This is a genomic window from Arsenophonus endosymbiont of Bemisia tabaci Q2 (assembly GCF_902713415.1).
In the GTDB taxonomy this organism is placed as follows: domain Bacteria; phylum Pseudomonadota; class Gammaproteobacteria; order Enterobacterales; family Enterobacteriaceae; genus Arsenophonus.
Genome location: NZ_CACTIE010000070.1, coordinates 1 through 23,851 on the forward strand (window position 1 = coordinate 1; position 23,851 = coordinate 23,851).

The following is a 23,851-nucleotide window of genomic DNA, read 5'->3' on the forward strand; positions in this document are numbered from 1 at the left end:
TCGTAAATATCACTTTACATCTAAAATCAATTGAATAGCTCATATAAATAACGTCATCAAAATTAAGTCGCTTAGCTATAATTATGCAAAAAGAAGGTATTTTAGCCGGTATATCATCAGGCGCTGCAGTTGCCGCAGCGGTAAAATCAGCGGCAAAACCGGCATTTTAAAATAAGAATATTGTGGTTATTTTACCTTCTTCCGGTGAACGTGATAGCTGGGCGACTTTAAAATGATTGCAAGTAATTACTCTATATCAGTAAATTTATATTGGAGAAAAACATATATTTTTTAATCAAAATTAAGACGCTTAGCTATATTTGAGTACAGATTTATTTTCTGCTGCTAATGCAAGCTAATGATTATTTTTGCGCAAAATTAGCTAAAAAAGCACTTTAAAAGTGCATTTTTTGTGTCGTAGATCAAAGTTTAGTGTGTATTAAGATGATTTCTTGAAACGAGTTTAGTATTTAAGTCATTAATTATTTCGACAATCGAAATTAATCAAAAAATAAGCAGTGAAAATTTACAAATAGGGCATAAACTAGGGAAATTAACATGTCTGGATAATGTCGATATACATAAAATTTATGTTTGATAATGGAAAAAAACGTTTTTCTTTTATTATCACTGAAAAGTAATACGCAAATCCAGATTATTTCAGCTAAAATATTTTGGATTTACTAATAAAAAATATTAAGTTTGTTGAGGAAAAAAATATGTTCCAACAAGAAGTCACCATCACAGCACCTAATGGTCTTCACACTCGCCCAGCGGCTCAGTTTGTCAAAGAGGCAAAAAGTTTTTCTTCTGAAATTACACTTTCCTATAACGGCAAATCTGCGAGCGCTAAAAGTTTATTTAAACTACAAACACTCAGCCTGACTCAAGGAACTGTTGTCACTATTTCTGCTGAAGGTGAAGATGAGCAGAAAGCAGTAGAACATCTAGTTAAACTAATGGCCGAATTGGAGTAATGACATACGGGCAATATAACATGTATTTTCTATTTTTTATCCCTGGATATCTTTATCTGGGGATATCTATTTAACCATAAGTATCAAAGCCAGTCCTATGAGCTAGCTATTTTTCGCCCATTGGTAGTAAGGTAACATTTATGATTTCAGGAATTTCAGTATCACCAGGTATCGCCTTCGGCAAGGCATTAATTCTTAAAGAAGCGCCAATTGTTGTTAATCAAAAGAAAATTTCTGAGGAACAAATTGACAGTGAAATTAACCGTTTTATTGCTGGACGCGAAAAAGCAATAGCACAATTAAAAACGATAAAAAAAACTGCAGAAAAAAATCTTGGTGAAGAAAAAGCGGAAATATTTGAAGGTCATATAATGCTGCTTGAAGATGAAGAACTTGAGCAGGAAATTTTTTCTTTCATCAAAAAAGAGCACAAAACTGCGGATGCAGCAGCCCAAAAAGTGATTGAAGAACAAGCCACAGCATTAGAAGAATTAAATGACGAATACCTCAAGGAACGTGCCGCTGACGTCAGAGATATTGGTAAACGCCTGCTAAAAAATATTTTAGGGTTGCCTATTGTTGATCTTGGTTCAATTACAGAAGAAGTCATTTTGGTTGCGGCAGATCTTACCCCGTCTGAAACCGCACAATTAAGCTTGAAGAAAGTGCTTGGTTTTATTACTGATATAGGCGGACGCACTTCTCATACTTCAATTATGGCCAGATCCCTGCAAATTCCGGCTATTGTTGGCACAAGCAATGCAACGAAGAACATCCAACCAAACGATTATCTTGTTTTAGATGCTCTCAATAATCATATTTATCAAAATCCATCTGATAGTGAGATTGAAAAGCTTAAACAAATTAAAGATGAGTATTTACGTGAAAAAAATGAGCTCGCAAAATTGAAAGATTTGCCCGCAATAACTTTAGATGGTCATCAAGTTGAAGTTTGCGCAAATATTGGTACTGTACGTGATGTAGAAGGTGCTGAGCGTAATGGTGCTGAAGGTGTGGGTCTGTACCGTACTGAATTTCTGTTTATGGATCGCAATAATTTACCTAGCGAAGAAGAACAATTTCAAGCTTATAAACCGGTTGCAGAAGCTATGGGGCCACAGGCTATTATTATTCGTACCATGGATATTGGTGGGGATAAAGATCTTCCCTATATGAATCTACCGAAAGAAGAAAATCCTTTTCTTGGTTGGCGAGCAATTCGTATTTCCCTTGATCGCAAAGAAATCCTGCACTCTCAATTACGTGCTATTTTAAGAGCCTCTGCCTTCGGCCATCTACGTATTATGTTTCCCATGGTCATTTCTGTGGAAGAAATTCGCACCTTAAAAGAAGAGCTAGCTATACTTAAACAGCAATTAACCCAGGAAAAGCACGCTTTCGATCAGTCGATTGAAGTTGGGATTATGATTGAAACACCAGCAGCTGCGGTTATTGCGCATCATTTAGCAAAAGAAGTCGATTTTTTTAGCATCGGAACCAATGATCTAACACAGTATACCTTAGCGGTTGATCGCGGAAATGATCTGATTTCTCACCTTTATAATCCAATGTCTCCTTCAGTGTTAAAACTTATTAAACAAGTTATTGATGCTTCTCATGAAGAAGGGAAATGGACAGGTATGTGTGGTGAGCTTGCTGGTGATGAACGTGCTACACTATTATTACTTGGTATGGGATTAGATGAATTTAGTATGAGTGCAATCTCAATCCCAACTATTAAAAAGATTATCCGAAATGCAAATTTCAAAGATGCAAAAACATTAGCAGAACAAGCTCTTAATCAACCGACAGCGAAGGAATTGATGGATTTGGTTGAAACATATACTAAAGAAAAAACACTTTGCTAAAATCATCAACCAACTCTTGACCCCATAAGAAAACAATTAATTAGGAGAAGATCCATGGATCTGTTTGACAAACTCAAATCACTGGTTTCAGATGATAAAAATAGCACTGGTAATATTGATATTATTGCACCAATTTCAGGTGAAATTGTTAATATAGAAGATGTGCCAGATGTTGTTTTTGCGGAGAAAATTGTTGGTGATGGCATTGCTATCAAGCCTACTGGTAACAAAATTGTTGCTCCAGTTGATGGAACTATTGGTAAAATATTTGAAACGAACCATGCATTTTCTATCGAATCAGATAATGGTATTGAGTTATTTGTCCATTGCGGTATTGATACAGTTGAATTAAAGGGTGAAGGATTGACGCGCATAGCAGAGGAAGGACAAAAAGTACAAAAAGGAGATTTAGTGCTTGAACTTGATCTTCCTCTATTAGAAGAAAAAGCAAAATCGACATTAACACCTGTGGTCATTTCTAATATGGATGAAATAAAAGAGCTAACTAAACTTAGTGGCTCTGTTGTTGTGGGTGAAACAGTTATTATGCAGATCAAAAAATAAACTACCATTCTTCCCTTCATTAATAATTAATGAAGGGAACTTCTTCTCTATTTCGCTATTTAATAACAATGATTGTTTACTATAAACAACTATTTATCTTTGATATTATTTAATTCAATTAAATAATCCGGTGGAAAGATAACGATTCCCTCTGTTACAAATAATAGTCACAATAACTGCCCCAGGGTTCTGTTTAGCAACGCGTAATGCCCCTGCCACAGCGCCTCCTGAGCTAACACCACAAAAGATACCTTCATCTATTGCTAGGCTCTTCATCATTTGTTCTGCTTCTATCTGAGTGATATCCAATATTCTATCAACTGGTGCAGATCTGAATATACTTGGAATATAATCTTGAGACCAGCGCCGAACCCGTGGAATATAGCTATTTTCTGCTGGTTGCAAACCGATAATTTCTATTTTATTTGATTTAGATTTTAAATATTGGCTGACACCGGTAATTATCCCAGTTTTCCCCATACTTGGGAAAAAATGCGTGATCTGCCCTGCTGTCTGACGCCAAATTTCAGGGCTTGTCGTCATAAAATGGGCTAATGGATTATCAAAATTATTAAATTGATCAAGCACTTTACCTTCATTTCGAGATTGCATCTTTAATGCACGATCACGAGCCCCTTCCCATCCCTTCCGCTTCAGTAACAAAAACTATTTCAGCAACATAAGCTCGCATCAGTGACTGACGTTCAACACTCATATTTTCCGGCATTAATAATTTTAGTTTATATCCATTTATGGTGGCTATCATTGCCAATGGGATCCCTTTATTATACCACTAGTTACTTCAATTAAGGTATCACCAGGTGTAATTTGACCTCGTTTTTTTGCTGGCTGGATCATAAAAAGGGTAGCTCTATCTTTTACTGAACCGGCAGGATTATTACTCTATAGTTTTACCCAAATTTCAGCATCCCTGTTTTTAGTCAATCTTTTTAGCTTAACTAGTGGCTATTACCAATAAATTTTTCCAAATAATCCAGATTATTTACCTAATTATTTTTATAATAAAGAATAAAAAACGCTAATAGCAACATAAACAACAAAAATAGCTAATAATCCTTGCAAGAAAGTTATAATATGCAACTTTGATTAAAGGATTTAAACAATTCAATTTTTATGTTATACCTTGATATAATTTTTTACTAAATTAAATCATTATTGTGCAGACCAAATAATACGACTTACTTTCCAATTAGCTAAAAGATCATTTGATAGCACTAGATTTTTGGGGCCACTCCATTTGCCAGTAAAACGATAAGTAACATGGCTAGATTGAGGAGAAACAAAATTGATAGTTAAACCATATTGGTTTGCTTTGAATCAGGGTAACAACTACTTTGTACTGCGTTTTGATAGATTTGCGAGAATAGTGTTCCTATTTTTGTATCCCATATTGTTTTAATATCTTCATCCACGATTTCGATTCGCTTAACTTCCTCATTCTCAACACCATAAATAACTATCTTTTCTTGAAAATTATTTATACCTTGGAAAAGAGACATTAATTGCCCCTGCTCAATTTGCATTCCAGAGCGAAAATGGTATCGATTATTTAGCGCTGCTGCAATAATCTGCTCTTCCCTTCCATCGGGGTCATTTTATTAATCTGACGAACTCCAGTAGCGGAAATTTTAACTGAACTGGCAAACCAATTCATTGGATATAAACTTGACCATGAAATACTGCTACATCCGGTTAGTGATAATAGACTTGTTGCAAATGACACTTTTAACCAAAATAATCGGCTGTTGCCAAAAAGTTTTGGCATAAAAAACCCCTTAAAATTAATTTACAATATAATAAAAAAGTAAAAATATTAATAATTTTATTTAAAATTTGTTTATAATGTGTGAAATTAGCAGCGTGATAGAATACAAGTTAATAATCTACAAAAAAGTAAGTAAAACAAGTTTTTTCCAAATAAAGATGAAATTAACTTTTATTAATCTGAAAGTTTAAAAATAACCCACTAATACCGATAAAAAATTTTTACAAAAAATAAATTAATAAAATTTTATATCAAAAAAATAAATATTGTATCATCAAATTAATTGCATTAATCACTCAAACGCTTGATCATCAATTAATGGTTTAGTGTATAAAATATTTTGCTGTTGTAACTCTTCGTAAGTCATTTTCTCACACATACAGATGGTAGCGTCATTTTTTTTTATTGATGAAAGTGGTTTTTCACACGATACCCCGCGGACCCACGGCCATTCCCCGAAAGGTCAACGGTGTGTTGGTCTCAAGAACTGGGGAGCTAAAGGAAGAACAAATGTTATAGGCGCTTTATTGGGCACAACGCTGTTTGCTATCGGATTATTTGATATCAATATTAACAGCGATGTTTTTCTATGCATGGCTCATCCAAGTCCTTATCCCAGTACTTCCTAAAAACAGTGTAATCATGATGGATAATGCAACTTTTCACAAGAAACAGAGTATTCAATAAGTCATCATCGATGTGGGGCATATGGTGGAATATTTGCCTACCTATTCGCCAGATCTTAATCCAATTGTGAACATAAATGGGCACAAGCTAAATGTAAAAAAAGAGCGCTCGGATGCGACACAGATATCTTGTTCGCACTCAATATGGTGTAATCAAAATTAAGTCGCTTAGCTATAAATATCACTTTACGTCTAAAATCAATTGAATAGCTCATATAAATAATGTCATCAAAATTAAGTCGCTTAGCTATATTATACACTGGCACAAGATTGCGCAGTCTCTATGTTTACCTTATGGAAAAGAAATTTATCCCAACTATAAAAAATGGTGTGATCGCTATTTTTTATCAAACATCGCAATGAGCCACACGAGGTTGGCGGCCTTTTCTTTGACGATTTAAACCAACCCAATTTTACTACCTGCTTTCACTTTACTCAGGATATTGGCAATGGTTTTCTTAAGGCATATTTACCTATTTTTGAAAAAAGAAAACAGACAGCTTGGAGTGAGCGCGAGCGCCAATTTCAATTATACCGCCGAGGACGTTATGCAGAATTTAATCTGGTATGCGATCGTGGAACCTTGTTCGGGCTGCAGACTGGCGGTAAAACAGAATCAATTTTAATGTCCTTACCACCACTAGCACGCTGGGAATATAACTATCATCCTGAGTCCAATTCAGATGAAGAAAAACTTTATAATCATTTTTTAATCGAAAAGAGTGGGTATAAATATTAGCAGCACACTTATTTTTTAAGTGTGCAATTTATTATTAATGTTTTTTAAGATGGGCAATTAGACGTTTACGCTTACGTAGCTGCGTTAGTGTCAATTTATTTTTTTTACCAGCATAAGGATTAGCGCCTTCTTTAAATTGAATACGAATCGGCGTCCCCATAACCTGTAATGTGCGACGAAAATAGTTCATTAAATAACGTTTGTAAGAATGGGGTAATTCAGCAACTTGATTGCCATGGATGACCACAATCAGTGGACTATAACCGCCGGCATGAGCATATTTCATTTTTACTCTGCGACCTCGTATCAGGGGTGGCTGATGTTCTTCTTCTGCCATCTTCATAATACGTGTTAATAAGGCTGTACTTACTCGCCGTGTTCCCGATTCATAAGCTTCATGGGTAGACTCAAATAAATTACCAACACCACTACCATGCAACGCTGAAATAAAATGCACTTTAGCGAAATCAATAAAACCTAATCGCATATCCAGCATATCTTTAACCGATTGACGATCCTCTTGCGACATGCCATCCCATTTATTGACTAGAATCACCAGAGAACGCCCTGCATTCAAAATAAAACCTAATAATGATAAGTCTTGATCAGAAATACCCTCTCTGGCATCAATAACCAGTAAAACAACATTAGCATCTTCAATTGATTGCAACGTTTTGATCACCGAAAATTTTTCGACCGTTTCAGTTATTTTTCCGCGCTTACGCACACCCGCTGTATCAATCAGTATATATTCACATCCATCCCGTTCCATCGGAATATAAATGCTATCCCGCGTTGTACCTGCCATATCATAAACAACTACTCGATCTTCACCCAAAATACGGTTAGTTAAGGTTGATTTACCAACATTTGGTCGACCAACAATCGCTAACTTAATCGGTAGTGAACGCGGATCAAAGGCTTCTTCTTCACTATTATTATCAAGCGCCTCTTTCTTTTCCTGAGCAAGCCAATAAGCTGCATTAGCCGCCTCTGGCGACAATTCAATATCATTGGCTGATTTTTGCGGCGAATAGGGAGAAGCCACTTTTTCAATCAGTTGAGTAACACCACGTCCATGAGATGCGGCAATGGGATAAATATCCTTGATCCCAAGTGCATAAAAATCACCTAAAACTGTATCGATATCCAAACCATCAGTTTTATTTGCTACCAGGTAGCTATCTTTTTTGCGACTACGCAAATGTTTCGCAATCTCATAATCTGCCGGCATCAATCCTGAACGAGCATCAACGATAAAAAAAACAATATCAGCTTCTTCAATCGCTAGTAAGGCTTGAGAAGCCACATGGGTTTCTATCCCCTCTTCTGAACCATCGATACCACCGGTATCAATAATAATGAATTCCTGTCCTGCAAACTGTGCTGTGCCGTATTTTCGGTCACGGGTTAAACCAGGAAAATCAGCAACCAGCGCATCCCTAGTTCGAGTTAATCGGTTAAATAAGGTAGATTTTCCTACATTTGGACGCCCTACTAGCGCAATGACAGCTATCATTTTTAAGATGCCTCATAAAAATTAAAATCGGTATTCTGATTCCAATCTTCAGAATACTAAAAAATAAAACGGCTCTGGAAATCAGCAGCATTTAATTCTATCTGGAAAATAAGAAAATGTCAGGCAATTAACGTTCAATCAGATATACAGTTCCATCTTTTGCCTGAATAAGTAATTTATCACTGGCAATAATCGGACGGCTGCGTAAGCCGGAACTATCAACTTTATTTTGTGCCACAAATTGACCATCTTGGGTATCTAACCAATGAAGATAACCTTCACCATCGCCAACTACTAAATAACCATCATAAATAGCCGGTTCGGTCAAATTGCGATGTAATAAAGCATCTTGTGTCCATAAAGTGACACCATCATTTTTACGAATGGCCAGCACACGATCATTTTGATCAACTAAGTAGATAATATTATTGGCAACAATAATATCATTCACCGTGCTTAGATCACGCTTCCAGATAATGTGCCTAGAGCGCATATCCATTGCAACTAAATCACCATTATACGCAATAGCAAAGATAGCGCCTGAATTAGTATCAATAACCGGCGTCATATTAACATCGTGCAAACGATCAATTTCCGTTGCGCCACGGATCTGAGAAATATATTGTTGCCAGGCAATCTGCCCTTGAGCAAGCATTATGGCACTAATACGACCACCATCACTACCAACAATCGCGACGCCATAAGCAGTAGCTGGCGCTGACTTTCCTCTTACTGATAATGTCGAGGTGTCTAAATTAATACTCCATTTAATTTGTCCAGTCTGTGCATCTAACGCTTTTAACACACCGTTACTGGTATGGATCAATACCAAACCGTCACTCACTACTGGCTGCGAAAGTGCTTCTCCGGCAACATTTGTTTCCCATGCCATTTCTCCATCGGCTTTATTCAATGCGATAACTTTGCCAGTTTCTGTCCCTATATAAAGCTTATCTCCTGAAACCCTTAATCCGCTGGAAAGTAAGGCCGGCAAATTAGACGTGAAAAAACCAACATGTTCTGATAAATCAATTGACCATAGTATCTCACTTGAATCAACATCCATTGCTTTCACCGTTCCTTTACGATCGGCTGCATAAACAACAGAATCATCGTAAGCCGGTGAAAGTTGAGAATAATATTTTCCACTACCATCCCCTATCGAGCGATGCCAGATGATAGAAGGGGTAAATTGATTGTCAACCTCAGGTAAAGGAGAGATTACGATAGAATCTTTTTCCGTTGAGCATCCTATTAATAAAATCATTGCCAACAAACCAACCAAGAGCGTTCTAGCCAATTGCATGTTAATATTCCTCTTAGTTTGGCAAGCTATTAATTTTTATTTTTAATATTGTCTTCATCATTTCAGCTCCACTTGATTCAATTCCTTTAGAATAAGCTGCACGAGCGCCAGCAACATCACCTTTTTTCAATAATATATCGCCATGAATATCTTCAACAATCGTACTCCATCCTTTATCCTGTACTTGAGTCAAACTAATCAGTGCTTGATCTGTCTTGTTCAAAGTTAACTGTACGCGTGCCAATCTGACATTAATCAAATCTTTAAGATCATCTAATTTTGCTACTGCTAATGCCTTTAGTAATGCTTTTTCTGCACCAGCAATATCACTCTTTTCCACCGCAATTTTGGCAAGTTCAATATTGGTCAATACACCATAAATATTGTTTGTTTTATTAGCAAATTGTTCGCCAGCAGCCAGTGCTTTTTTTGAGCCTGTCTGCAATTGAGATGAAATTTGTTCAAAGGCTTGAGCACTTTCTTGCAAACGATTTGCCTGATGTGATTGCCAATAATTCCAACCAATAATCGCGCCAACTCCGACAGCTAACCCAATTACTAAGGCTTTGCCATTGTTAACAAAAAAGCGTTTAATAGCATCTACCTGCTCGTTTTCAGTGGTATAGACTTCCACAGAGTCTCCTTTAACCTAAAAGTTCAACCAAACGTACAGCAACATTCTGCTGAGAAAATTTTTCCTGTTCGCCGGTACGCAAATCTTTTATTGTGACTTCATCCGATTGACATTCATCTTCACCTAAAATTAGGGCAATTTTCGCCTGATGTTTATCTGCGCGAGCTAACTGTTTTTTAAAGTCACCTCCACCATGATGGGTCATTAATTTCAAAGCTGGCAATTTATCGCGAATTTTTTCCGCCAGGATTAATATTGCCTGTTGACTTGCCTCAACACAAGCAACCAAATAAACATCAACTAAGGTACAGTCAGCAACAAAACCTGGATTAAGCTTTTGCACCAATAACACCATGCGCTCCATTCCCATCGCAAAACCTACCGCGGTGGTCGCCCGCCCGCCGAGCTGCTCGACCAGAGCATCATAGCGGCCGCCGGCGCATACCGTACCCTGCGCACCTAATGTATCAGTAACCCACTCAAATACAGTACGATTATAATAATCTAAACCACGAACTAAACGTTGATTAATTCGATATTGAACGCCTGCTGCATCAAGTAATTTACAAAGTCCAGTAAAATGTTGTTTCGAGTCATCGTCAAGATAATCAGTAAGTAATGGCGCATCATTAAGCAGTTTTTGCACGTCAGAATTTTTTGAATCAAGGATGCGTAACGGATTAGTCAACAGTCGACGTCGGCAATCTTCATCCAATTTATCTTCATACTGTTGCAAAAAAGTGACTAATGCCTGACGATATTTTGCGCGCGCAGCTAATGAACCAATCGAGTTTAATTCCAGTGAAACATGGTTAGCGATCCCCAACTCGCGCCACCAACGTGCTGTCATCATGATAAGTTCGGCGTCAACATCGGGTCCGGCTAAACCAAAAACTTCTGCACCTAACTGATGGAATTGGCGATAACGCCCTTTCTGTGGCCGCTCATAACGAAACATCGGACCTAAATACCACAGACGTTGTTGCTGATTATACAATAAACCATGTTCGATCCCAGCGCGTAGACAACCAGCTGTATTCTCTGGACGCAGTGTTAAGCTCTCACCATCCCGGTCATCAAAGGTATACATCTCTTTCTCAACCATATCAGTCACCTCACCTATTGCGCGAAAAAATAATGAGGTTTGCTCTACGATGGGAGTTCGAATCTCACTAAAAGCATAACTAGCAAGGATTTGTTTTAGTTTGCTTTCAATTTTTTGCCAGAATTGAATATCTGCAGGAAGACAGTCATTCATACCGCGAATAGATTGAATTTTTTTAGCCACGTTATTTCTCTATTTAAAAATCTACCATAATATGGATTATAAAAGTGAATATTAACAGGGTGCAATCCATAAACAAAATCGGCTCATTACTTTATGAGCCAATATGATTAAATTATTTATCTGATTATTCAATATCAATCCGCCGATTTTCATCCAACATAACGGCCTTTGCCCGAATTTTAGCTTCCAACTGATCGATCATATCAACATTGTCTAAACGTTCTTTTTGACGAACGCCGTCTTCATAAAATCCGCTCTTTGCTCTTGCCCCTGTGACGCCAAGGGTAGAAACCTCGGCTTCACCAGGACCATTAACAACACAACCAATAATTGAAACTTCCATCGGAGTAATAATATCTTCTAACCGTTCTTCTAATGCATTAACGGTACCAATGACATCAAACTCTTGACGTGAGCAGGTTGGACAAGCAATAAAATTAATACCGCGCGAGCGAATACGCAGAGATTTCAAAATATCAAAACCAACTTTAACTTCTTCAACCGGATCAGCAGCTAATGAAATCCGTAATGTATCACCAATCCCCTCAGACAATAACATTCCCAATCCGATAGCAGATTTCACCGAACCTGCTCGCGCTCCACCCGCTTCGGTAATACCTAAATGTAAAGGTTGATTAATTTTATCAGCTAGTAAACGGTATGCGCCTACAGCCAAAAAAACATCTGAAGCTTTAACGCTAATTTTAAACTGATCAAAATTCAATCTATCTAATATATCCACATGGCGCATAGCCGATTCAACTAACGCTGCTGGCGTGGGTTCCCCATATTTTTTTTGAATGTCTTTTTCTAATGAACCACCATTAACGCCGATCCGAATAGGAATATTTTTATCACGTGCACACTCAACAGCCTGACGAATACGTTCTTTATTACCAATATTGCCTGGATTGATACGTAAACAATCCACACCATATTCAGCTACTTTTAGTGCAATACGATAATCAAAATGGATATCAGCAATCACAGGAACATCAACTTGTTGCTTAATAAGTTTAAACGCTTCTGCTGCATCCATTGTAGGCACAGAAACACGGACAATATCAACGCCCACTCGTTCTAAAGATTTAATCTGTTTAACTGTCGCTTCAACATCCGTTGTCCGCGTATTTGTCATAGATTGTACTGTGATGGGAGCACCATCACCAACGGGAACATTTCCTACATAAATGCGCGTTGATTTACGCCTTTTTATCGGTGATTGATTATGCATATTACTCTCCTTCAACATCCATGTTTAATAAGTTGCGCTATTTCTATAATTGAAGCCATCGAATTGACGATGGCTTCTTATTTGTTCACAATTTATCATTATTTATAGATGTTGTATTACAATATTCATTTATTACAATATTCATTTACAATCCAGGCAATTTAAACTTGGCTGGACGATTAGCTTTAATAAAGCGATTTAGATCAACGGAATTACCTTTGAATAACAGATTAACATTGGCGGGTCTACCAATATTAAATTGATAAGGAAGTTCACCATTTAATTCAAGTTTCTGGCCTGCATTTTTAATACCACTAAATAAAATCTTACCTTTAGCATCTCGAACTTCTAACCAGCACTCCCCTTTAAAGTTCATCAAAACTCCATCACTAGATTCTATATTAGCAGGATCAGTATCGGCAGAAGCCTCTGCTGTTCTATCTCGTTCTGGATTACTATTATTCATACTACCTGGTAATGGTACTGTTTTTACTTCTGCTGGATTTACTGACTCGACGATATTAGCATTTATATCACTATTTTTTTGTGTTTCAGAAGTTAATGGCGTTTTAGGCGCCGGTGATACGACATTATTAGCTATCGATGATGTATTTAAATTATTTTCTTCAATCCCTGCTACTTCAGCAAGAGTAGAAGAAGCTGGATCTGCCGGCATTTGAGCAGTATTCGAGCGATTCTGTTCAGCCATCGTGGCAATTTCTTGTTTTTGTACTTTATAACCCTGCCACCACCAAATACCTACCATAGCAATACAAATAATTATAATTAGCCAGGTAAATTTCATTAACCAGCCTTCGCGTTTTTTACGGGTTTTTCCTAGAGAATAACTCTGCATAGGAGAAACTATAGCTGCTTTTGCTGGTGTATGTTTATCCAATAATTCAAGAATTTCTTTTTCTGGAATTTTCACTAATTTTGCATAAGAACGAATGTAACCACGCAAGAAAGTAGGATCAACATTATGGGAATTGCTGTCTTCTTCTATCTCACGTACTGTGCACACTTTTAAGCAAAGTCGATCGGCAACGATTTCTCGGGAAAGACCAAGCGTTTCCCGTTCCTGTAATAAACGTTGGCCAACGGTCATTTCTGTTTTTTCTGTTTTAGGTTTGCTATTCATTTGCGGAAATATTGGTCTTTTTTGAGTTTTAACATCATCATCATGAAGGCTTTTAAAAAACTTTATCTATAAGTTAATAAAAAACCTTCATACCGATAATATTTCTTATTTTACTTTTGAAATATTTTGACAATTCAGCCCACTACGTTCTTTCTCTTTCCTCAATTTAATTATCTCCTCAGATATGTTTTTAGAGCATAAGAAGTCTAAATAATAATATCGAATACTTGTATTATTGATTGCTGATGAACGAATTGCCACTTTAAAATATTTTAATGCTAAATCTGGTTGCTTTTGCTGACGCATAATGACCGCCATGCCTAAATTTGCTATCCCATTTTTTGGCTCTGCCAGCTTTATCTTCTTAAAATGATAAGATGCTGCTGGATAATTTCCTGCTGCTAAATAAGCAATGGCTAGCTGTGTCCGTGTCACAATCGCAATATCAACGTCTTTATTAATACTAGTACATCCTATTAATAAACCACTAACAATAGAATATTAATGATAGATATTCTTATCATATCACTCTCGTTTTTTTATATAGCTGGTAATAAAAGGAATTATGATATCTAATTCCCTTTATTTACATAATTAATATAATTAATATAATTAATGTTGAGACTGCTTTTACTATAATTCGTTCACCAACAAGCTGTTTTTCAATGTTCGTTTTGTGCGATCAATAACATCACCCGCTAATTGACCACAGGCTGCATCAATATCATCACCACGTGTTTTACGCACAATAGTAGTATAACCATATTTCATCAATACTTTTGCAAAACGATCAATACGACTATTAGAACTGCCGCTGTATGGCGCACCAGGAAATGGGTTCCAAGGAATTAAATTAATTTTGCTAGGGGTATGCTTAAGACATTCAGCGAGCTGATGAGCATGTTCAATACTATCATTCACACCATTTAGCATCACATACTCAACGGTAACACGTCCCTGATTTGCATTAGATTTAGTGAGATAACGCCGAACACTAGCCAGGAAGGTTTCAATATTGTATTTTTTATTAATAGGTACAATCTGGTCACGAATTTCATCAGTCGGAGCATGCAAGGAAATTGCCAAAGCAACATTGATCATATCACCCAATTTATCAAGCGCAGGTACAACACCAGACGTCGATAAAGTCACCCGTCGTTTTGACAATCCAAAGCCAAAATTATCCATCATAATTTCCATTGCTGGAATAACATTGTTTAGATTTAATAGGGGCTCTCCCATTCCCATCATCACCACATTGGTAATTGGCCGCCGGCCACTAGATTTTAAAGAGCCGATGACTTTAGCAGCGCGCCACACCTGGCCTATGATTTCTGCAACGCGTAAGTTACGATTGAAACCTTGTTGAGCGGTTGAACAAAACTTACATTCAAGGGCACAGCCAACTTGAGAAGATACACAAAGTGTCGCTCGATCATCTTCAGGAATATAGACTGTTTCGACTTGTTGCTCACCTACCGTGATTGCCCATTTGATAGTGCCATCAGCAGAGCGCTGCTCTTGCGCAATTTCAGGCGCCCGAATTTCTGCAACTGCTTTTAATTTAGTCCGCAACACCTTATTGATATCAGTCATCAAATCAAAATCATCATAACAGTGGTGATAAATCCATTTCATTACCTGATCGGCTCGAAATGATTTTTCACCCATGTCACTAAAAAATTGCCGCATTTGTTTACGATCCATATCCAACAAATTAATTTTTGTTGATTTGGTAACAGGAGAAAAAGAGGGCACACACTGCGCTGTTGTTTTAGATTGAAACATTTTTATTGCCTCGTTATTACACTTTTCGGCGAAAACTGTAGATTTTTAATAATTAACTATATTTATTAGCATTAAATCTTATTTTAATAGCTTTATATGCCATAGCCTTGTCAATAAATCACTTAACAAGGCATGCTATTTTACAAACTTTATTAATATTTTGCTAAAAATATACTATTTCTATTTGTTAACGCGGACAAATTTCGTCTTCAGTAAAGAAAAAAGTAATTTCTCGTTCTGCTGACGCGACAGAATCAGAACCATGGACTGCATTTTCGGTAAAACTATCAGCATAATCAGCACGTAATGTCCTAGACAATGCCTTAGCGGGATCCGTTTCGCCCATCAAATCACGATAGCGCTGTATAGCATCGTCACTAGCTAAAATTTGCAACATTATGGGGCCTGAGGTCATAAACTCGACTAATCCAGCAAAAAAAGGCTTACCTTTATGCTCAGCATAAAATCCAGCTGCCTGTTCTTCGCTTAAATGCACCATTTTAGCAGCAATAATTTCAAATCCAGCTTGCTCAAACCGGCTATAAATTGCACCAATAGCATTTTTCTTAACTGCATTTGGCTTAATAATGGAAAACGTGCGTTGTATTGTCATTAGAAATCCTCTTAGCTGTTATTTTTCATAAGGATATTTTTGCCTTGCATCCATTCTGCCCGCCAAGAAAAAGATTTATCATCATTTTATTAAGGCAAAATAGCTAGTTATTATAAATATTGGCAATTGAATTGCCCACTTAACGATAAATTTTGTTAATTTTTTATACAATTTTTTATTTCTTTAGCTTAAATCACATTTTTATAAAACTTAAAACACCAGACATGATCACAAACAATATAGATAAGCGACTTAATTTGCTTTAGGATTTAGGCATAAACAAATTTAAATATATAAAAAAAGCGGGGTATAAATAAGGGAATAATGGGTGAGATAATTTAACAATTTTTAACAGCAATGGTGCTGCGCAACCAGCCCCCTATTTTACGTTGATAAAATGGCTGCGTATGGCCCACAATAAAATGATCGATACCTGTACTATTCGGTTTCAAAAAATAAAAATCAACTGACTGATTAGCTTCCAGATAATCAAGCGCCATGCTTCCTAACTGCAGAATTAATAGTTTCCTTTCTTTTTTATAGCCAATATTAATTTCTAAAGCAATAAGCATAACCGACGCTTCTACTACAGTATCATCCTCCGCTTGCAGTAAAAAAGCACGGCGTATGATTTTATGTTGTTGGAAAAATTGACATAGCACATTGATTAATTGTTGCGGCATAGTTTCAGGTATGCGCAATTTAATCACACTACCGCCTGGCACTGTAATAATGGTAGTCATCAGTGCGGCTTGATTAATTTTATCAGCTGCCATTTAGCTTTTTTCCTAACTAATACTCTTTTGCTAACTAATTATTTACCCGTGGCCCCTGGAAATAATATTTCTAGGTAAATAATCATACCAAATAACCGCTATTTTCCTTTTTTTAGCAATAGACTAGCAATCGTCCTGACGCCAATGCCAGTCGCACCTTCCGCCCATAAATTCACAGCAGATTTACAATAAGCCGCCGAACAATCAATATGTAACCACCCTTTATGATAATTTTCAACAAAATGAGATAAGAAAGCAGCAGCGGTGCTCGCGCCCGCAGTATGCGAAGGTGATGCAATATTATTGAGTTCAGCAAATCCAGAAGGTAATTGGCGGCGATGAAATTCAGCTAAAGGTAATCGCCAAAAGAGTTCATTCTCCATTTCTGCTGCTGACATCAATTCAGCCACCAATTTGTCATCAAAACTCAATACCGATTGATAATCGTTACCTACCGCGATTTTGGCAGCGCCAGTTAACGTAGCAGCATCAATAATTAATGCTGGTTTTTCTTTGCAAGCATCGATCAATCCATCTGCTAAAACCAGTCTTCCTTCCGCATCGGTATTCATAATTTCAACAGATTTGCCGTTACGGTAGCGAATAATATCACCTAATTTAAAGGCATTACCACTAACCATATTATCTGCAATGCAGAGGAAAAGTTTTACTCGCTGTTTTAAACCTCGGCTTATTGCTAAGGCTAACCCTCCAGTTAGCATAGCTGCCCCACCCATATCAGCTTTCATTGAATTCATTGATGAAGATGGCTTTATGCTATAACCACCAGAATCAAACGTAATTCCCTTTCCTACTAAACAAGCAAATGCCGGTGCTTTTAAATTGCCAGTCGGATTATAATCCAGCACTAGTAATCCGGGTGGACGGCTTGAGCCACGGCCTACAGTATAAATTCCACTATATTTCTGTTTTGCTAACTCTTCACCCTCAATGATACGGTAGTTAATATTATCTTTTACTGTTTCACATAATAAATCAGCGCTACGCTGAGCCAGCTGTTCAGGCGATAATTCTTCAGCCGGTGCGTTAATAATATCGCGTACCCAATCAATAATTCGGATGCGATACTGTAGCTCTTTTTTTTCATTTTCAGATAAATTTGGCCATGCAATCGAACGCGCTCCCTTAGGTGCTTTGAAACCTTGCCAAAATGCCCAACTTTTTTCCAAGTCCCAGTCATTACCTGCTAACAGCACATGATGAATGCCTTGACTGTCCAATCTACGACCAGCACTCTGGATAGCACACAGTTTTGCTTGTGGCTTCAGATGAATGACTATCCCTTGTTCACTAGAACTGATTAATGCATTCTTTCCCCAACAAGGCGCCGCTGCTTGATAAGATAGCGAGACTTGCATGATCTGCTTTTCCATTCCCTCTTCCCACCTTAGTTTCTCATATTGTGTTTATGGAATAATTGATAAATATAAGATATTAATCATAGATGTTATCATGAGTTAATACATTGCACGATGAGTGATAGCAATAAAAAAGCTGGCAATTCCCAGCTTTATATGTAATTGATTGCTTTAATCAGTCATTATTGATATTCATCAAGCCATATTAATAAAATGGCTTCTAGGATCTTTTCATTTGAAGCTTGTAGATTGTCATTAAAATCGTCTAATTGGAAAATCCATTGATGCATATTGGTAAAACGAACCGTTTGCGCATCAATATTAGGATATTTATTATAGAGTGCCTCTGCAATTGCACGGTTATGAGTCCACTTTAAACTCACCATTCCCTCCTGCAATTAAATAAAAGGATCAATGCTCTCTGGCATGATTGATCGTATATCTAGGAATTTCTATTACCAGATCTTCGTTAGTCACAATAGCCTGACAACTTAAGCGGCTTTGAGGCTCTAACCCCCATGCTTTATCTAGCATGTCATCCTCTAGCTCAGAACTTTCTTCCAGTGAATCAAAACCTTCACGAACAATACAGTGGCATGTGGTAAAAAAACAAGATTTTTCACAAGCATGTTCAATATCAATACCACTACGTAAAGCAGCATTAAGAATTGATTCACCTTTCTCGACTTCCAAAACCGCCCCTTCAGGGCATAACTCTTTATGCGGTAAAAAATTATTTTCGGCATTATTATATCATTATATCTCGTCCACAGAATGACCTGATAATGCCTGACGAATAGAGATATTGATACGTCTGGCAGCAAAATCCTGTGTTTGCTTATCCAGTTGTTTAATTGTATTTTCAATCGCAACAGGGGAGGAGCTTTCCTGTGTGCAGTTAACTAATTTATTTACAGTATTATCAATTGCTACTTTTTCTTCTTTATTTAATAAATGCGTATCTTGTTTTAATGCGGCCATTAAACTTTCTATTACCCGAGCAGCTTCAACTTTCTGCTCAGCAAGACGACGCTCTACCATATCATCTTGAGCATTAGTGATTCAATCAGTCATCATATTGGCAATTTCTTCATCGGTTAAACCATATGAAGGTTTAACTTGAATCGAAGAACGAACACCGGTTGACTTTTCTACTGCGCTGACACTCAATAATCCATCTGCATCTATTTGAAAAACGAACCGAATATGCGCTCCGCCGGCAGCTAGTGGCGGTATTCCAAGTAGGGTAAAACGCGCTAAAGAACGACAATCATTAACCATTTCACGTTCTCCTTCGACAATATGAAATGTCATGGCTTTTTGCCCATCTTTGAAGGTAGTAAATTCCTGTGCCTTAGCGATAGGCAGTGTCGTATTGCGTGGGATCACTTTTTCAACCAGGCCCCCCATGGTTTCTAAGCCAAGCGAAAAAGGAGTAACATCCAGTAGCAATATTTCACTATCAGGTTTATTACCAACTAAAATATCTGGCTGAATAGCCGCCCCAATAGCAACAACTTTATCTGGATCAATTGAAGTTAATGGTGTAAGGCCAAAAATTCTTCAACCATAGAAACCCACCAACGGTACACGCGTCGAACCACCCACCATGACGACCTGCAAAACATCATCGATATTAAGCGTTGCATCTTTCAATGTGCGACGACAGGTTAATAAAGTGCGCTTGATCAATGGCCAAATTAATGTGTTTAGCTGCTCCCTTGACAAAACCCCTCGCCAACCATTGATTTCAATCTCAGTATGGCTACAATTCATTAATGCTATTTTAGCCTGGCTGGCTATATTTAAAATTTGTCGCTGTAGGCGATAATTTTGGCGATCAGTAATACCCGCTTGTTGATATATCCAATCTACCAGAAGATGATCAAAATCATCACCTCCTAATGCCGTGTCTCCGCCTGTTGCCAAGACTTCAAATACGCCACGCTGTAACCTAAGAATGGAAATATCAAAAGTACCACCACCCAAATCATAAACAGCAATGATACCCTCTTGTTGTGAATCTAAACCATAGAAAATAGCAGCCGCAGTGGGTTCATTCAATAAACGTAATACCTGTAATCCGGCCAACCGCGCCGCATCTTTAGTTCCTTGACGTTGCGCATCATCAAAATAAGCAGGCACAGTGATCACTACACCTTCTAAGCTACCATTCAATGTTTCTTCTGCCTGCTGCACCAACGACTTTAATATCTCAGAAGAAACTTGAATAGGATCAACTTGCCCTATGGCTGTCTGGATCAGCGGTAAGCCATTTTACTTGCTGTCAATTGGTATAGCTAAGCGACTTAATCTTGATTATATCATATTGAGTGCGAACAAAATATCTGTGTCGCATCTGAGCGCTCTTTTTTTGCATTTAGCTTGTGCCCATTTATGTTCAATTGGATTAAGATCTGGCGAATAGGTAGGCAAATATTCCACCATATGCCCCGCATCGATGATGACTTGTTGAATACTCTGTTTCTTGTAAACAGTTGTATTATCCATCATGATTACACTGTTTTTAGGAAGTACTGGGATAAGGACTTGAGTGACCCATAAATAGAAAACATCGGTGTTAATATTGATATCAAATAATCCGATAGCAAACAGCGTTGTGCCCAATAAAGCGCCGATAACATTTGTTCTTCCTTTAGCTCTCCAGTTCTTGAGACCAACACACCGTTGACCTTTGCGGGAATAGCCGTGAGTCCGCGGGGTATCGTGTGAAAAACGACTTTCATCAATAAAAACAATATGCTTGCCTTCTTTTCATACTGTTGTTTTTTTTGTTGAAACGTTTGTCGAGTGTTTTCGTCGGCTTTCGGATGACGTAGAGTTTTTTGTATAGGGCAATCCCATTTTTTAAAAGCTTGCCAAATGGCCTTCTGACAAACGCCAAAACGCTCTGCACGCTCTTTTTGGTAAGCATCTGGATATTGTTCAACATCTTTTATCAACTCGGATTTATCGATTTTTCGCTGACGCGTAGTCGATGCTTTTGGCTGTATTTGATTAATCCAACGCTATACAGATGCAGAGCCAATCCGAAATTGCTTCGCTGTTTCTCGGATACTCAAACCTTCTTCTTCCATCGTAAATATCACTTTACGTCTAAAATCAATTGTATAGCTCATACAAATAATGTCATCAAAATTAAGTCGCTTAGCTATAAAGCTTTCACCGCAGCCACACTCATTTTTGCTGTTAGCATTGTTAAACTTAAAACCTTCTTTAACAAAATCCAATTCTGTCCCATTGAGATAAAAAATGCTTTTACCATCAACGATAACTTTTACGCCTTTGTCTTCAAATACTGTATCCTCTTCATTGATGATATCAACAAATTCAAGCACATAAGCCATGCCTGAGCAGCCAGAAATCCTAACGCTTAAACGTAATCCTTTACCTTTTCCTAGGTTATGTAAGAAAGTCAGAATACGCTCTGCAGCATTTTCTGTTAGAAACATTGACATATAGCTAAGCGTCTTAATTTTGATTACAAAATATATGTTTTTCTCCAATATAAATTTACTGATATAGAGTAATTACTTGTAATCATTTTAAAGTAGCCCAGCTATACAACACCTCTCAATCAAAACCAGTGCAGGCGGATACTATAAACAAAAATAAAATAGCGTCATGCCTAAAAGGGATTTTTATATTAATTATTTGCTTTGCCGTTTATTTTTATAGTCTGCAATAGCGGCTTTAATCGCATCTTCTGCCAAAATAGAACAGTGAATTTTAACCGGAGGCAGCTCTAATTCCTCTGCAATAGCCGTATTTTTGATAGTCTCCGCTTCATCCAATGACTTACCTTTCATCCATTCCGTTACCAATGAACTAGAGGCAATGGCCGAACCACAACCATAAGTTTTAAAACGCGCATCTTCGATGATGCCTGCGTCATTAACTTTGATCTGAAGCTTCATGACATCACCGCATGCAGGCGCCTTTACTATCCCACTGCCCACCATTGGATCATCATTATCAAACGAACCTACGTTACGTGGATTTTCATAATGATCAATTACTTTCTCACTATATGCCATATTGTAAACTCCTTAATCCGTCTATTAATGATGAGCCCATTCAATGCTATTAAGGTCGACACCCTGCTTAAACATCTCCCATAGCGGAGAAAGATCACGCAGCCGACCTATCGCATTATGGATTAGCTGGATGGCATAATCGATTTCTTCTTCTGTGGTGAATCGACCAAAGGAGAAACGAATTGAGCTATGAGCTAACTCATCATTCATTCCCAATGCCCTTAGTACATATGAAGGTTCGAGGCTTGCCGATGTACACGAGGAACCTGATGAGACAGCCAAATTTTTGAGTGCCATCATCAATGATTCACCTTCTACATAGTTAAAACTGACATTCAGAATATGAGGTGCGCCATTTATCAGGGAGCCATTAAGATAAACTTCTTCAATATTCTTAATGCCGTTCCATAAACGTTGGCGTAAGGCATTTAATCTATCAGATTCTACCGCCATTTCTACTTTAGCAATCCGATAAGCTTCGCCCATTCCTACAATTTGGTGGACAGGTAATGTTCCTGAGCGCATGCCTCGTTCATGACCACCGCCATGTTGTTGGGGTTCAAGTCGAATACGGGGTTTACGACGCACATAAAGTGCACCTATTCCCATTGGTCCATACAGTTTATGTGCTGAAAAAGACATTAAATCAACTTTTAGTTTACTCAAATCAATCGGTAATTTACCGACCGCTTGGGTAGCATCAACATGAAAAAAAATTCCTCGATTGCGACAAAGTTCGCCAATAGAGGCAATATCTTGAATGATTCCAATCTCATTATTGACATGCATGATAGAAACCAAAATTGTATCATCACGCATAGCCGCTTCAAGTTCATGTAAATCAATAAGACCACTATTTTGTGGTGAAAGGTAAGTTACTCTTCAAAACCTTCACGCTCAAGTTGACGGCAAGTATCCAAAACCGCTTTATGCTCGGTTTTACTGGTAATTATATGTTTACCTTTTTTCTGATAGAAATTGGCAACCCCTTTCACTGCCAGGTTATTTGATTCAGTCGCTCCTGAAGTAAAAACAAGCTCACGCGGATCCGCATTCACTAATTCAGCAATCTGATTTCGCGCAATATCAACAGCTTCTTCAGCCCGCCAGCGAAAACCATGAGAGCGCGATGATGGATTACCAAAATTGCCATCCATTGTGATACACTGAATCATTTTTTCAGCAACACGAGAATCAACCGGTGTAGTCGCCGAGTAGTCTAAATAAATTGGTAGTTTCATTAACTCACTAGCTCCATAAGACGAAAAACATCTCAAAATTTTATCACTTTGCAATTATTCTATTTTGTCGAACCGTGCAATTTATGCTCGTATATTAATAATGGGTTCAGATTGATGAGTGGCTCTCACATGGCGTTTATCGTTATCTTGACGATCAGCAACTTCTTGTACTTCTTGATTATTGACCAATTCTTCTAAGCTAATATTACTAAGAAAACCCATAATACGGTCACTTAAATCACGCCATAGTGCAT

At 37.5% G+C, this 23,851-nt stretch carries 20 protein-coding genes and 12 pseudogenes; 8 read left to right on the forward strand and 24 right to left on the reverse strand.

Annotated elements, in window-relative coordinates:
• Nucleotides 1-80 precede the first annotated feature (80 nt).
• The 4 genes and pseudogenes from ARSQ2_RS14680 to crr all read left to right on the forward strand — a co-directional run.
• Nucleotides 81-167: pseudogene (locus tag ARSQ2_RS14680) on the forward strand (pyridoxal-phosphate dependent enzyme); the annotation flags it as partial.
• A 552-nt stretch (nt 168-719) separates the two neighbouring features.
• Nucleotides 720-977, forward strand: a complete 258-nt coding sequence (ptsH, locus tag ARSQ2_RS03905) for a phosphocarrier protein Hpr (protein WP_181994442.1) — start codon at nt 720-722, stop codon at nt 975-977.
• A gap of 140 nt (nt 978-1,117) precedes the next feature.
• On the forward strand, nt 1,118-2,845 hold the full coding sequence (gene ptsI, locus ARSQ2_RS03910) for a phosphoenolpyruvate-protein phosphotransferase PtsI (RefSeq protein WP_181994426.1): 1,728 nt from the start codon (nt 1,118-1,120) through the stop codon (nt 2,843-2,845).
• Between the two features lie 54 nt (nt 2,846-2,899).
• Nucleotides 2,900-3,409, forward strand: a complete 510-nt coding sequence (gene crr / locus ARSQ2_RS03915) for a PTS glucose transporter subunit IIA (protein ID WP_181994427.1) — start codon at nt 2,900-2,902, stop codon at nt 3,407-3,409.
• A gap of 114 nt (nt 3,410-3,523) precedes the next feature.
• Here crr and cysM read toward each other — a convergent pair.
• From cysM to ARSQ2_RS14685, 4 genes and pseudogenes are all read right to left on the reverse strand, one after another.
• Nucleotides 3,524-4,407: pseudogene (gene cysM, locus ARSQ2_RS03920) on the reverse strand (cysteine synthase CysM).
• A 175-nt stretch (nt 4,408-4,582) separates the two neighbouring features.
• The gene (locus ARSQ2_RS13600; protein ID WP_181994443.1) at nt 4,583-4,720 is read right to left on the reverse strand and encodes a DUF1131 family protein; all 138 of its coding nucleotides are present in this window, start codon (nt 4,718-4,720) and stop codon (nt 4,583-4,585) included.
• 2 nt (nt 4,721-4,722) lie between these two features.
• Nucleotides 4,723-4,998: a DUF1131 family protein gene (locus ARSQ2_RS13605; protein WP_181994444.1), complete on the reverse strand. Its 276-nt coding sequence runs from the start codon at nt 4,996-4,998 to the stop codon at nt 4,723-4,725.
• Entirely contained in the window at nt 4,980-5,195 is a 216-nt protein-coding gene (locus ARSQ2_RS14685) for a DUF1131 family protein (protein WP_420837735.1), read from the reverse strand. The genes ARSQ2_RS13605 and ARSQ2_RS14685 overlap by 19 nt, the downstream gene beginning before the upstream one ends.
• 383 nt (nt 5,196-5,578) lie before the next feature.
• Here ARSQ2_RS14685 and ARSQ2_RS14690 point away from each other — a divergent pair.
• The 4 genes and pseudogenes from ARSQ2_RS14690 to ARSQ2_RS03945 form a co-directional block, all read left to right on the forward strand.
• Nucleotides 5,579-5,722: pseudogene (locus ARSQ2_RS14690) on the forward strand (transposase); the annotation flags it as partial.
• Between the two features lie 16 nt (nt 5,723-5,738).
• Nucleotides 5,739-5,882, forward strand: a complete 144-nt coding sequence (locus ARSQ2_RS12470; RefSeq protein WP_238334306.1) for a transposase — start codon at nt 5,739-5,741, stop codon at nt 5,880-5,882.
• 21 nt (nt 5,883-5,903) lie between these two features.
• Complete coding sequence (locus ARSQ2_RS12475; RefSeq protein WP_238334305.1) at nt 5,904-6,044, forward strand: transposase; 141 nt, start codon at nt 5,904-5,906, stop codon at nt 6,042-6,044.
• 91 nt (nt 6,045-6,135) lie between these two features.
• A pseudogene (locus tag ARSQ2_RS03945) lies at nt 6,136-6,613 on the forward strand (coproporphyrinogen III oxidase); the annotation flags it as partial.
• A gap of 41 nt (nt 6,614-6,654) precedes the next feature.
• Here ARSQ2_RS03945 and der read toward each other — a convergent pair.
• From der to ARSQ2_RS04045, 20 genes and pseudogenes are all read right to left on the reverse strand, one after another.
• A complete protein-coding gene (gene der / locus ARSQ2_RS03950; RefSeq protein WP_181994429.1) occupies nt 6,655-8,139 on the reverse strand; it encodes a ribosome biogenesis GTPase Der in 1,485 nt (494 codons plus the stop codon).
• Between the two features lie 127 nt (nt 8,140-8,266).
• The gene (bamB, locus tag ARSQ2_RS03955; protein WP_181994430.1) at nt 8,267-9,445 is read right to left on the reverse strand and encodes an outer membrane protein assembly factor BamB; all 1,179 of its coding nucleotides are present in this window, start codon (nt 9,443-9,445) and stop codon (nt 8,267-8,269) included.
• Between the two features lie 13 nt (nt 9,446-9,458).
• The gene (locus tag ARSQ2_RS03960) at nt 9,459-10,079 is read right to left on the reverse strand and encodes a YfgM family protein (RefSeq protein WP_181994431.1); all 621 of its coding nucleotides are present in this window, start codon (nt 10,077-10,079) and stop codon (nt 9,459-9,461) included.
• Between the two features lie 10 nt (nt 10,080-10,089).
• Nucleotides 10,090-11,367 carry a histidine--tRNA ligase gene (hisS, locus tag ARSQ2_RS03965; RefSeq protein ID WP_181994432.1) on the reverse strand — a complete coding sequence of 426 codons (1,278 nt, stop codon included), beginning with the start codon at nt 11,365-11,367 and terminating at the stop codon, nt 10,090-10,092.
• A 124-nt stretch (nt 11,368-11,491) separates the two neighbouring features.
• Nucleotides 11,492-12,601, reverse strand: coding sequence for a flavodoxin-dependent (E)-4-hydroxy-3-methylbut-2-enyl-diphosphate synthase (gene ispG, locus ARSQ2_RS03970; protein ID WP_181994445.1), 1,110 nt, complete (start codon nt 12,599-12,601; stop codon nt 11,492-11,494).
• 145 nt (nt 12,602-12,746) lie between these two features.
• Nucleotides 12,747-13,742, reverse strand: coding sequence for a cytoskeleton protein RodZ (gene rodZ, locus ARSQ2_RS03975; protein WP_181994433.1), 996 nt, complete (start codon nt 13,740-13,742; stop codon nt 12,747-12,749).
• 105 nt (nt 13,743-13,847) lie between these two features.
• The gene (locus ARSQ2_RS03980) at nt 13,848-14,177 is read right to left on the reverse strand and encodes a fimbrial assembly protein (RefSeq protein ID WP_181994434.1); all 330 of its coding nucleotides are present in this window, start codon (nt 14,175-14,177) and stop codon (nt 13,848-13,850) included.
• 151 nt (nt 14,178-14,328) lie between these two features.
• Nucleotides 14,329-15,530, reverse strand: a pseudogene (gene rlmN / locus ARSQ2_RS03985) (dual-specificity RNA methyltransferase RlmN).
• Nucleotides 15,531-15,717: 187 nt separating this feature from the next.
• On the reverse strand, nt 15,718-16,143 hold the full coding sequence (gene ndk, locus ARSQ2_RS03990) for a nucleoside-diphosphate kinase (RefSeq protein ID WP_181994436.1): 426 nt from the start codon (nt 16,141-16,143) through the stop codon (nt 15,718-15,720).
• 338 nt (nt 16,144-16,481) lie between these two features.
• Nucleotides 16,482-16,919 (reverse strand): enhanced serine sensitivity protein SseB C-terminal domain-containing protein, encoded by a 438-nt coding sequence (locus ARSQ2_RS03995; protein WP_181994437.1) that lies wholly within the window; start codon nt 16,917-16,919, stop codon nt 16,482-16,484.
• A 98-nt stretch (nt 16,920-17,017) separates the two neighbouring features.
• Complete coding sequence (gene pepB / locus ARSQ2_RS04000) at nt 17,018-18,313, reverse strand: aminopeptidase PepB (protein ID WP_181994438.1); 1,296 nt, start codon at nt 18,311-18,313, stop codon at nt 17,018-17,020.
• Between the two features lie 167 nt (nt 18,314-18,480).
• Entirely contained in the window at nt 18,481-18,681 is a 201-nt protein-coding gene (gene iscX, locus ARSQ2_RS04005) for a Fe-S cluster assembly protein IscX (RefSeq protein ID WP_181994439.1), read from the reverse strand.
• Between the two features lie 28 nt (nt 18,682-18,709).
• Nucleotides 18,710-19,044: pseudogene (fdx, locus tag ARSQ2_RS04010) on the reverse strand (ISC system 2Fe-2S type ferredoxin).
• Between the two features lie 10 nt (nt 19,045-19,054).
• Nucleotides 19,055-20,575: pseudogene (gene hscA / locus ARSQ2_RS04015) on the reverse strand (Fe-S protein assembly chaperone HscA); the annotation flags it as partial.
• Nucleotides 20,576-20,728: 153 nt separating this feature from the next.
• Nucleotides 20,729-21,058 (reverse strand): annotated as a pseudogene (locus tag ARSQ2_RS04020) (transposase); the annotation flags it as partial.
• Nucleotides 21,059-21,129: 71 nt separating this feature from the next.
• Nucleotides 21,130-21,321, reverse strand: a pseudogene (locus tag ARSQ2_RS13610) (IS630 transposase-related protein); the annotation flags it as partial.
• A 153-nt stretch (nt 21,322-21,474) separates the two neighbouring features.
• A pseudogene (locus tag ARSQ2_RS04030) lies at nt 21,475-21,777 on the reverse strand (iron-sulfur cluster assembly accessory protein); the annotation flags it as partial.
• A gap of 192 nt (nt 21,778-21,969) precedes the next feature.
• Nucleotides 21,970-22,356, reverse strand: coding sequence for a Fe-S cluster assembly scaffold IscU (iscU, locus tag ARSQ2_RS04035; RefSeq protein ID WP_181994441.1), 387 nt, complete (start codon nt 22,354-22,356; stop codon nt 21,970-21,972).
• Nucleotides 22,357-22,380: 24 nt separating this feature from the next.
• A pseudogene (locus tag ARSQ2_RS04040) lies at nt 22,381-23,597 on the reverse strand (IscS subfamily cysteine desulfurase).
• A gap of 81 nt (nt 23,598-23,678) precedes the next feature.
• Nucleotides 23,679-23,851: pseudogene (locus tag ARSQ2_RS04045) on the reverse strand (Fe-S cluster assembly transcriptional regulator IscR); the annotation flags it as partial.

Bases quoted from the DNA above. Each gene is read 5' to 3' on its own strand.
- ptsH (WP_181994442.1), top strand. From the start codon at position 720: ATGTTCCAACAAGAAGTCACCATCACAGCACCTAATGGTCTTCACACT.
- ptsI (WP_181994426.1), top strand. From the start codon at position 1,118: ATGATTTCAGGAATTTCAGTATCACCAGGTATCGCCTTCGGCAAGGCA.
- crr (WP_181994427.1), top strand. From the start codon at position 2,900: ATGGATCTGTTTGACAAACTCAAATCACTGGTTTCAGATGATAAAAAT.
- ARSQ2_RS14685 (WP_420837735.1), bottom strand. From the start codon at position 5,195: ATGCCAAAACTTTTTGGCAACAGCCGATTATTTTGGTTAAAAGTGTCA.
- ARSQ2_RS12475 (WP_238334305.1), top strand. From the start codon at position 5,904: ATGGTGGAATATTTGCCTACCTATTCGCCAGATCTTAATCCAATTGTG.
- der (WP_181994429.1), bottom strand. From the start codon at position 8,139: ATGATAGCTGTCATTGCGCTAGTAGGGCGTCCAAATGTAGGAAAATCT.
- bamB (WP_181994430.1), bottom strand. From the start codon at position 9,445: ATGCAATTGGCTAGAACGCTCTTGGTTGGTTTGTTGGCAATGATTTTA.
- ispG (WP_181994445.1), bottom strand. From the start codon at position 12,601: ATGCATAATCAATCACCGATAAAAAGGCGTAAATCAACGCGCATTTAT.
- rodZ (WP_181994433.1), bottom strand. From the start codon at position 13,742: ATGAATAGCAAACCTAAAACAGAAAAAACAGAAATGACCGTTGGCCAA.
- ndk (WP_181994436.1), bottom strand. From the start codon at position 16,143: ATGACAATACAACGCACGTTTTCCATTATTAAGCCAAATGCAGTTAAG.
- ARSQ2_RS03995 (WP_181994437.1), bottom strand. From the start codon at position 16,919: ATGGCAGCTGATAAAATTAATCAAGCCGCACTGATGACTACCATTATT.
- pepB (WP_181994438.1), bottom strand. From the start codon at position 18,313: ATGGAAAAGCAGATCATGCAAGTCTCGCTATCTTATCAAGCAGCGGCG.
- iscU (WP_181994441.1), bottom strand. From the start codon at position 22,356: ATGGCATATAGTGAGAAAGTAATTGATCATTATGAAAATCCACGTAAC.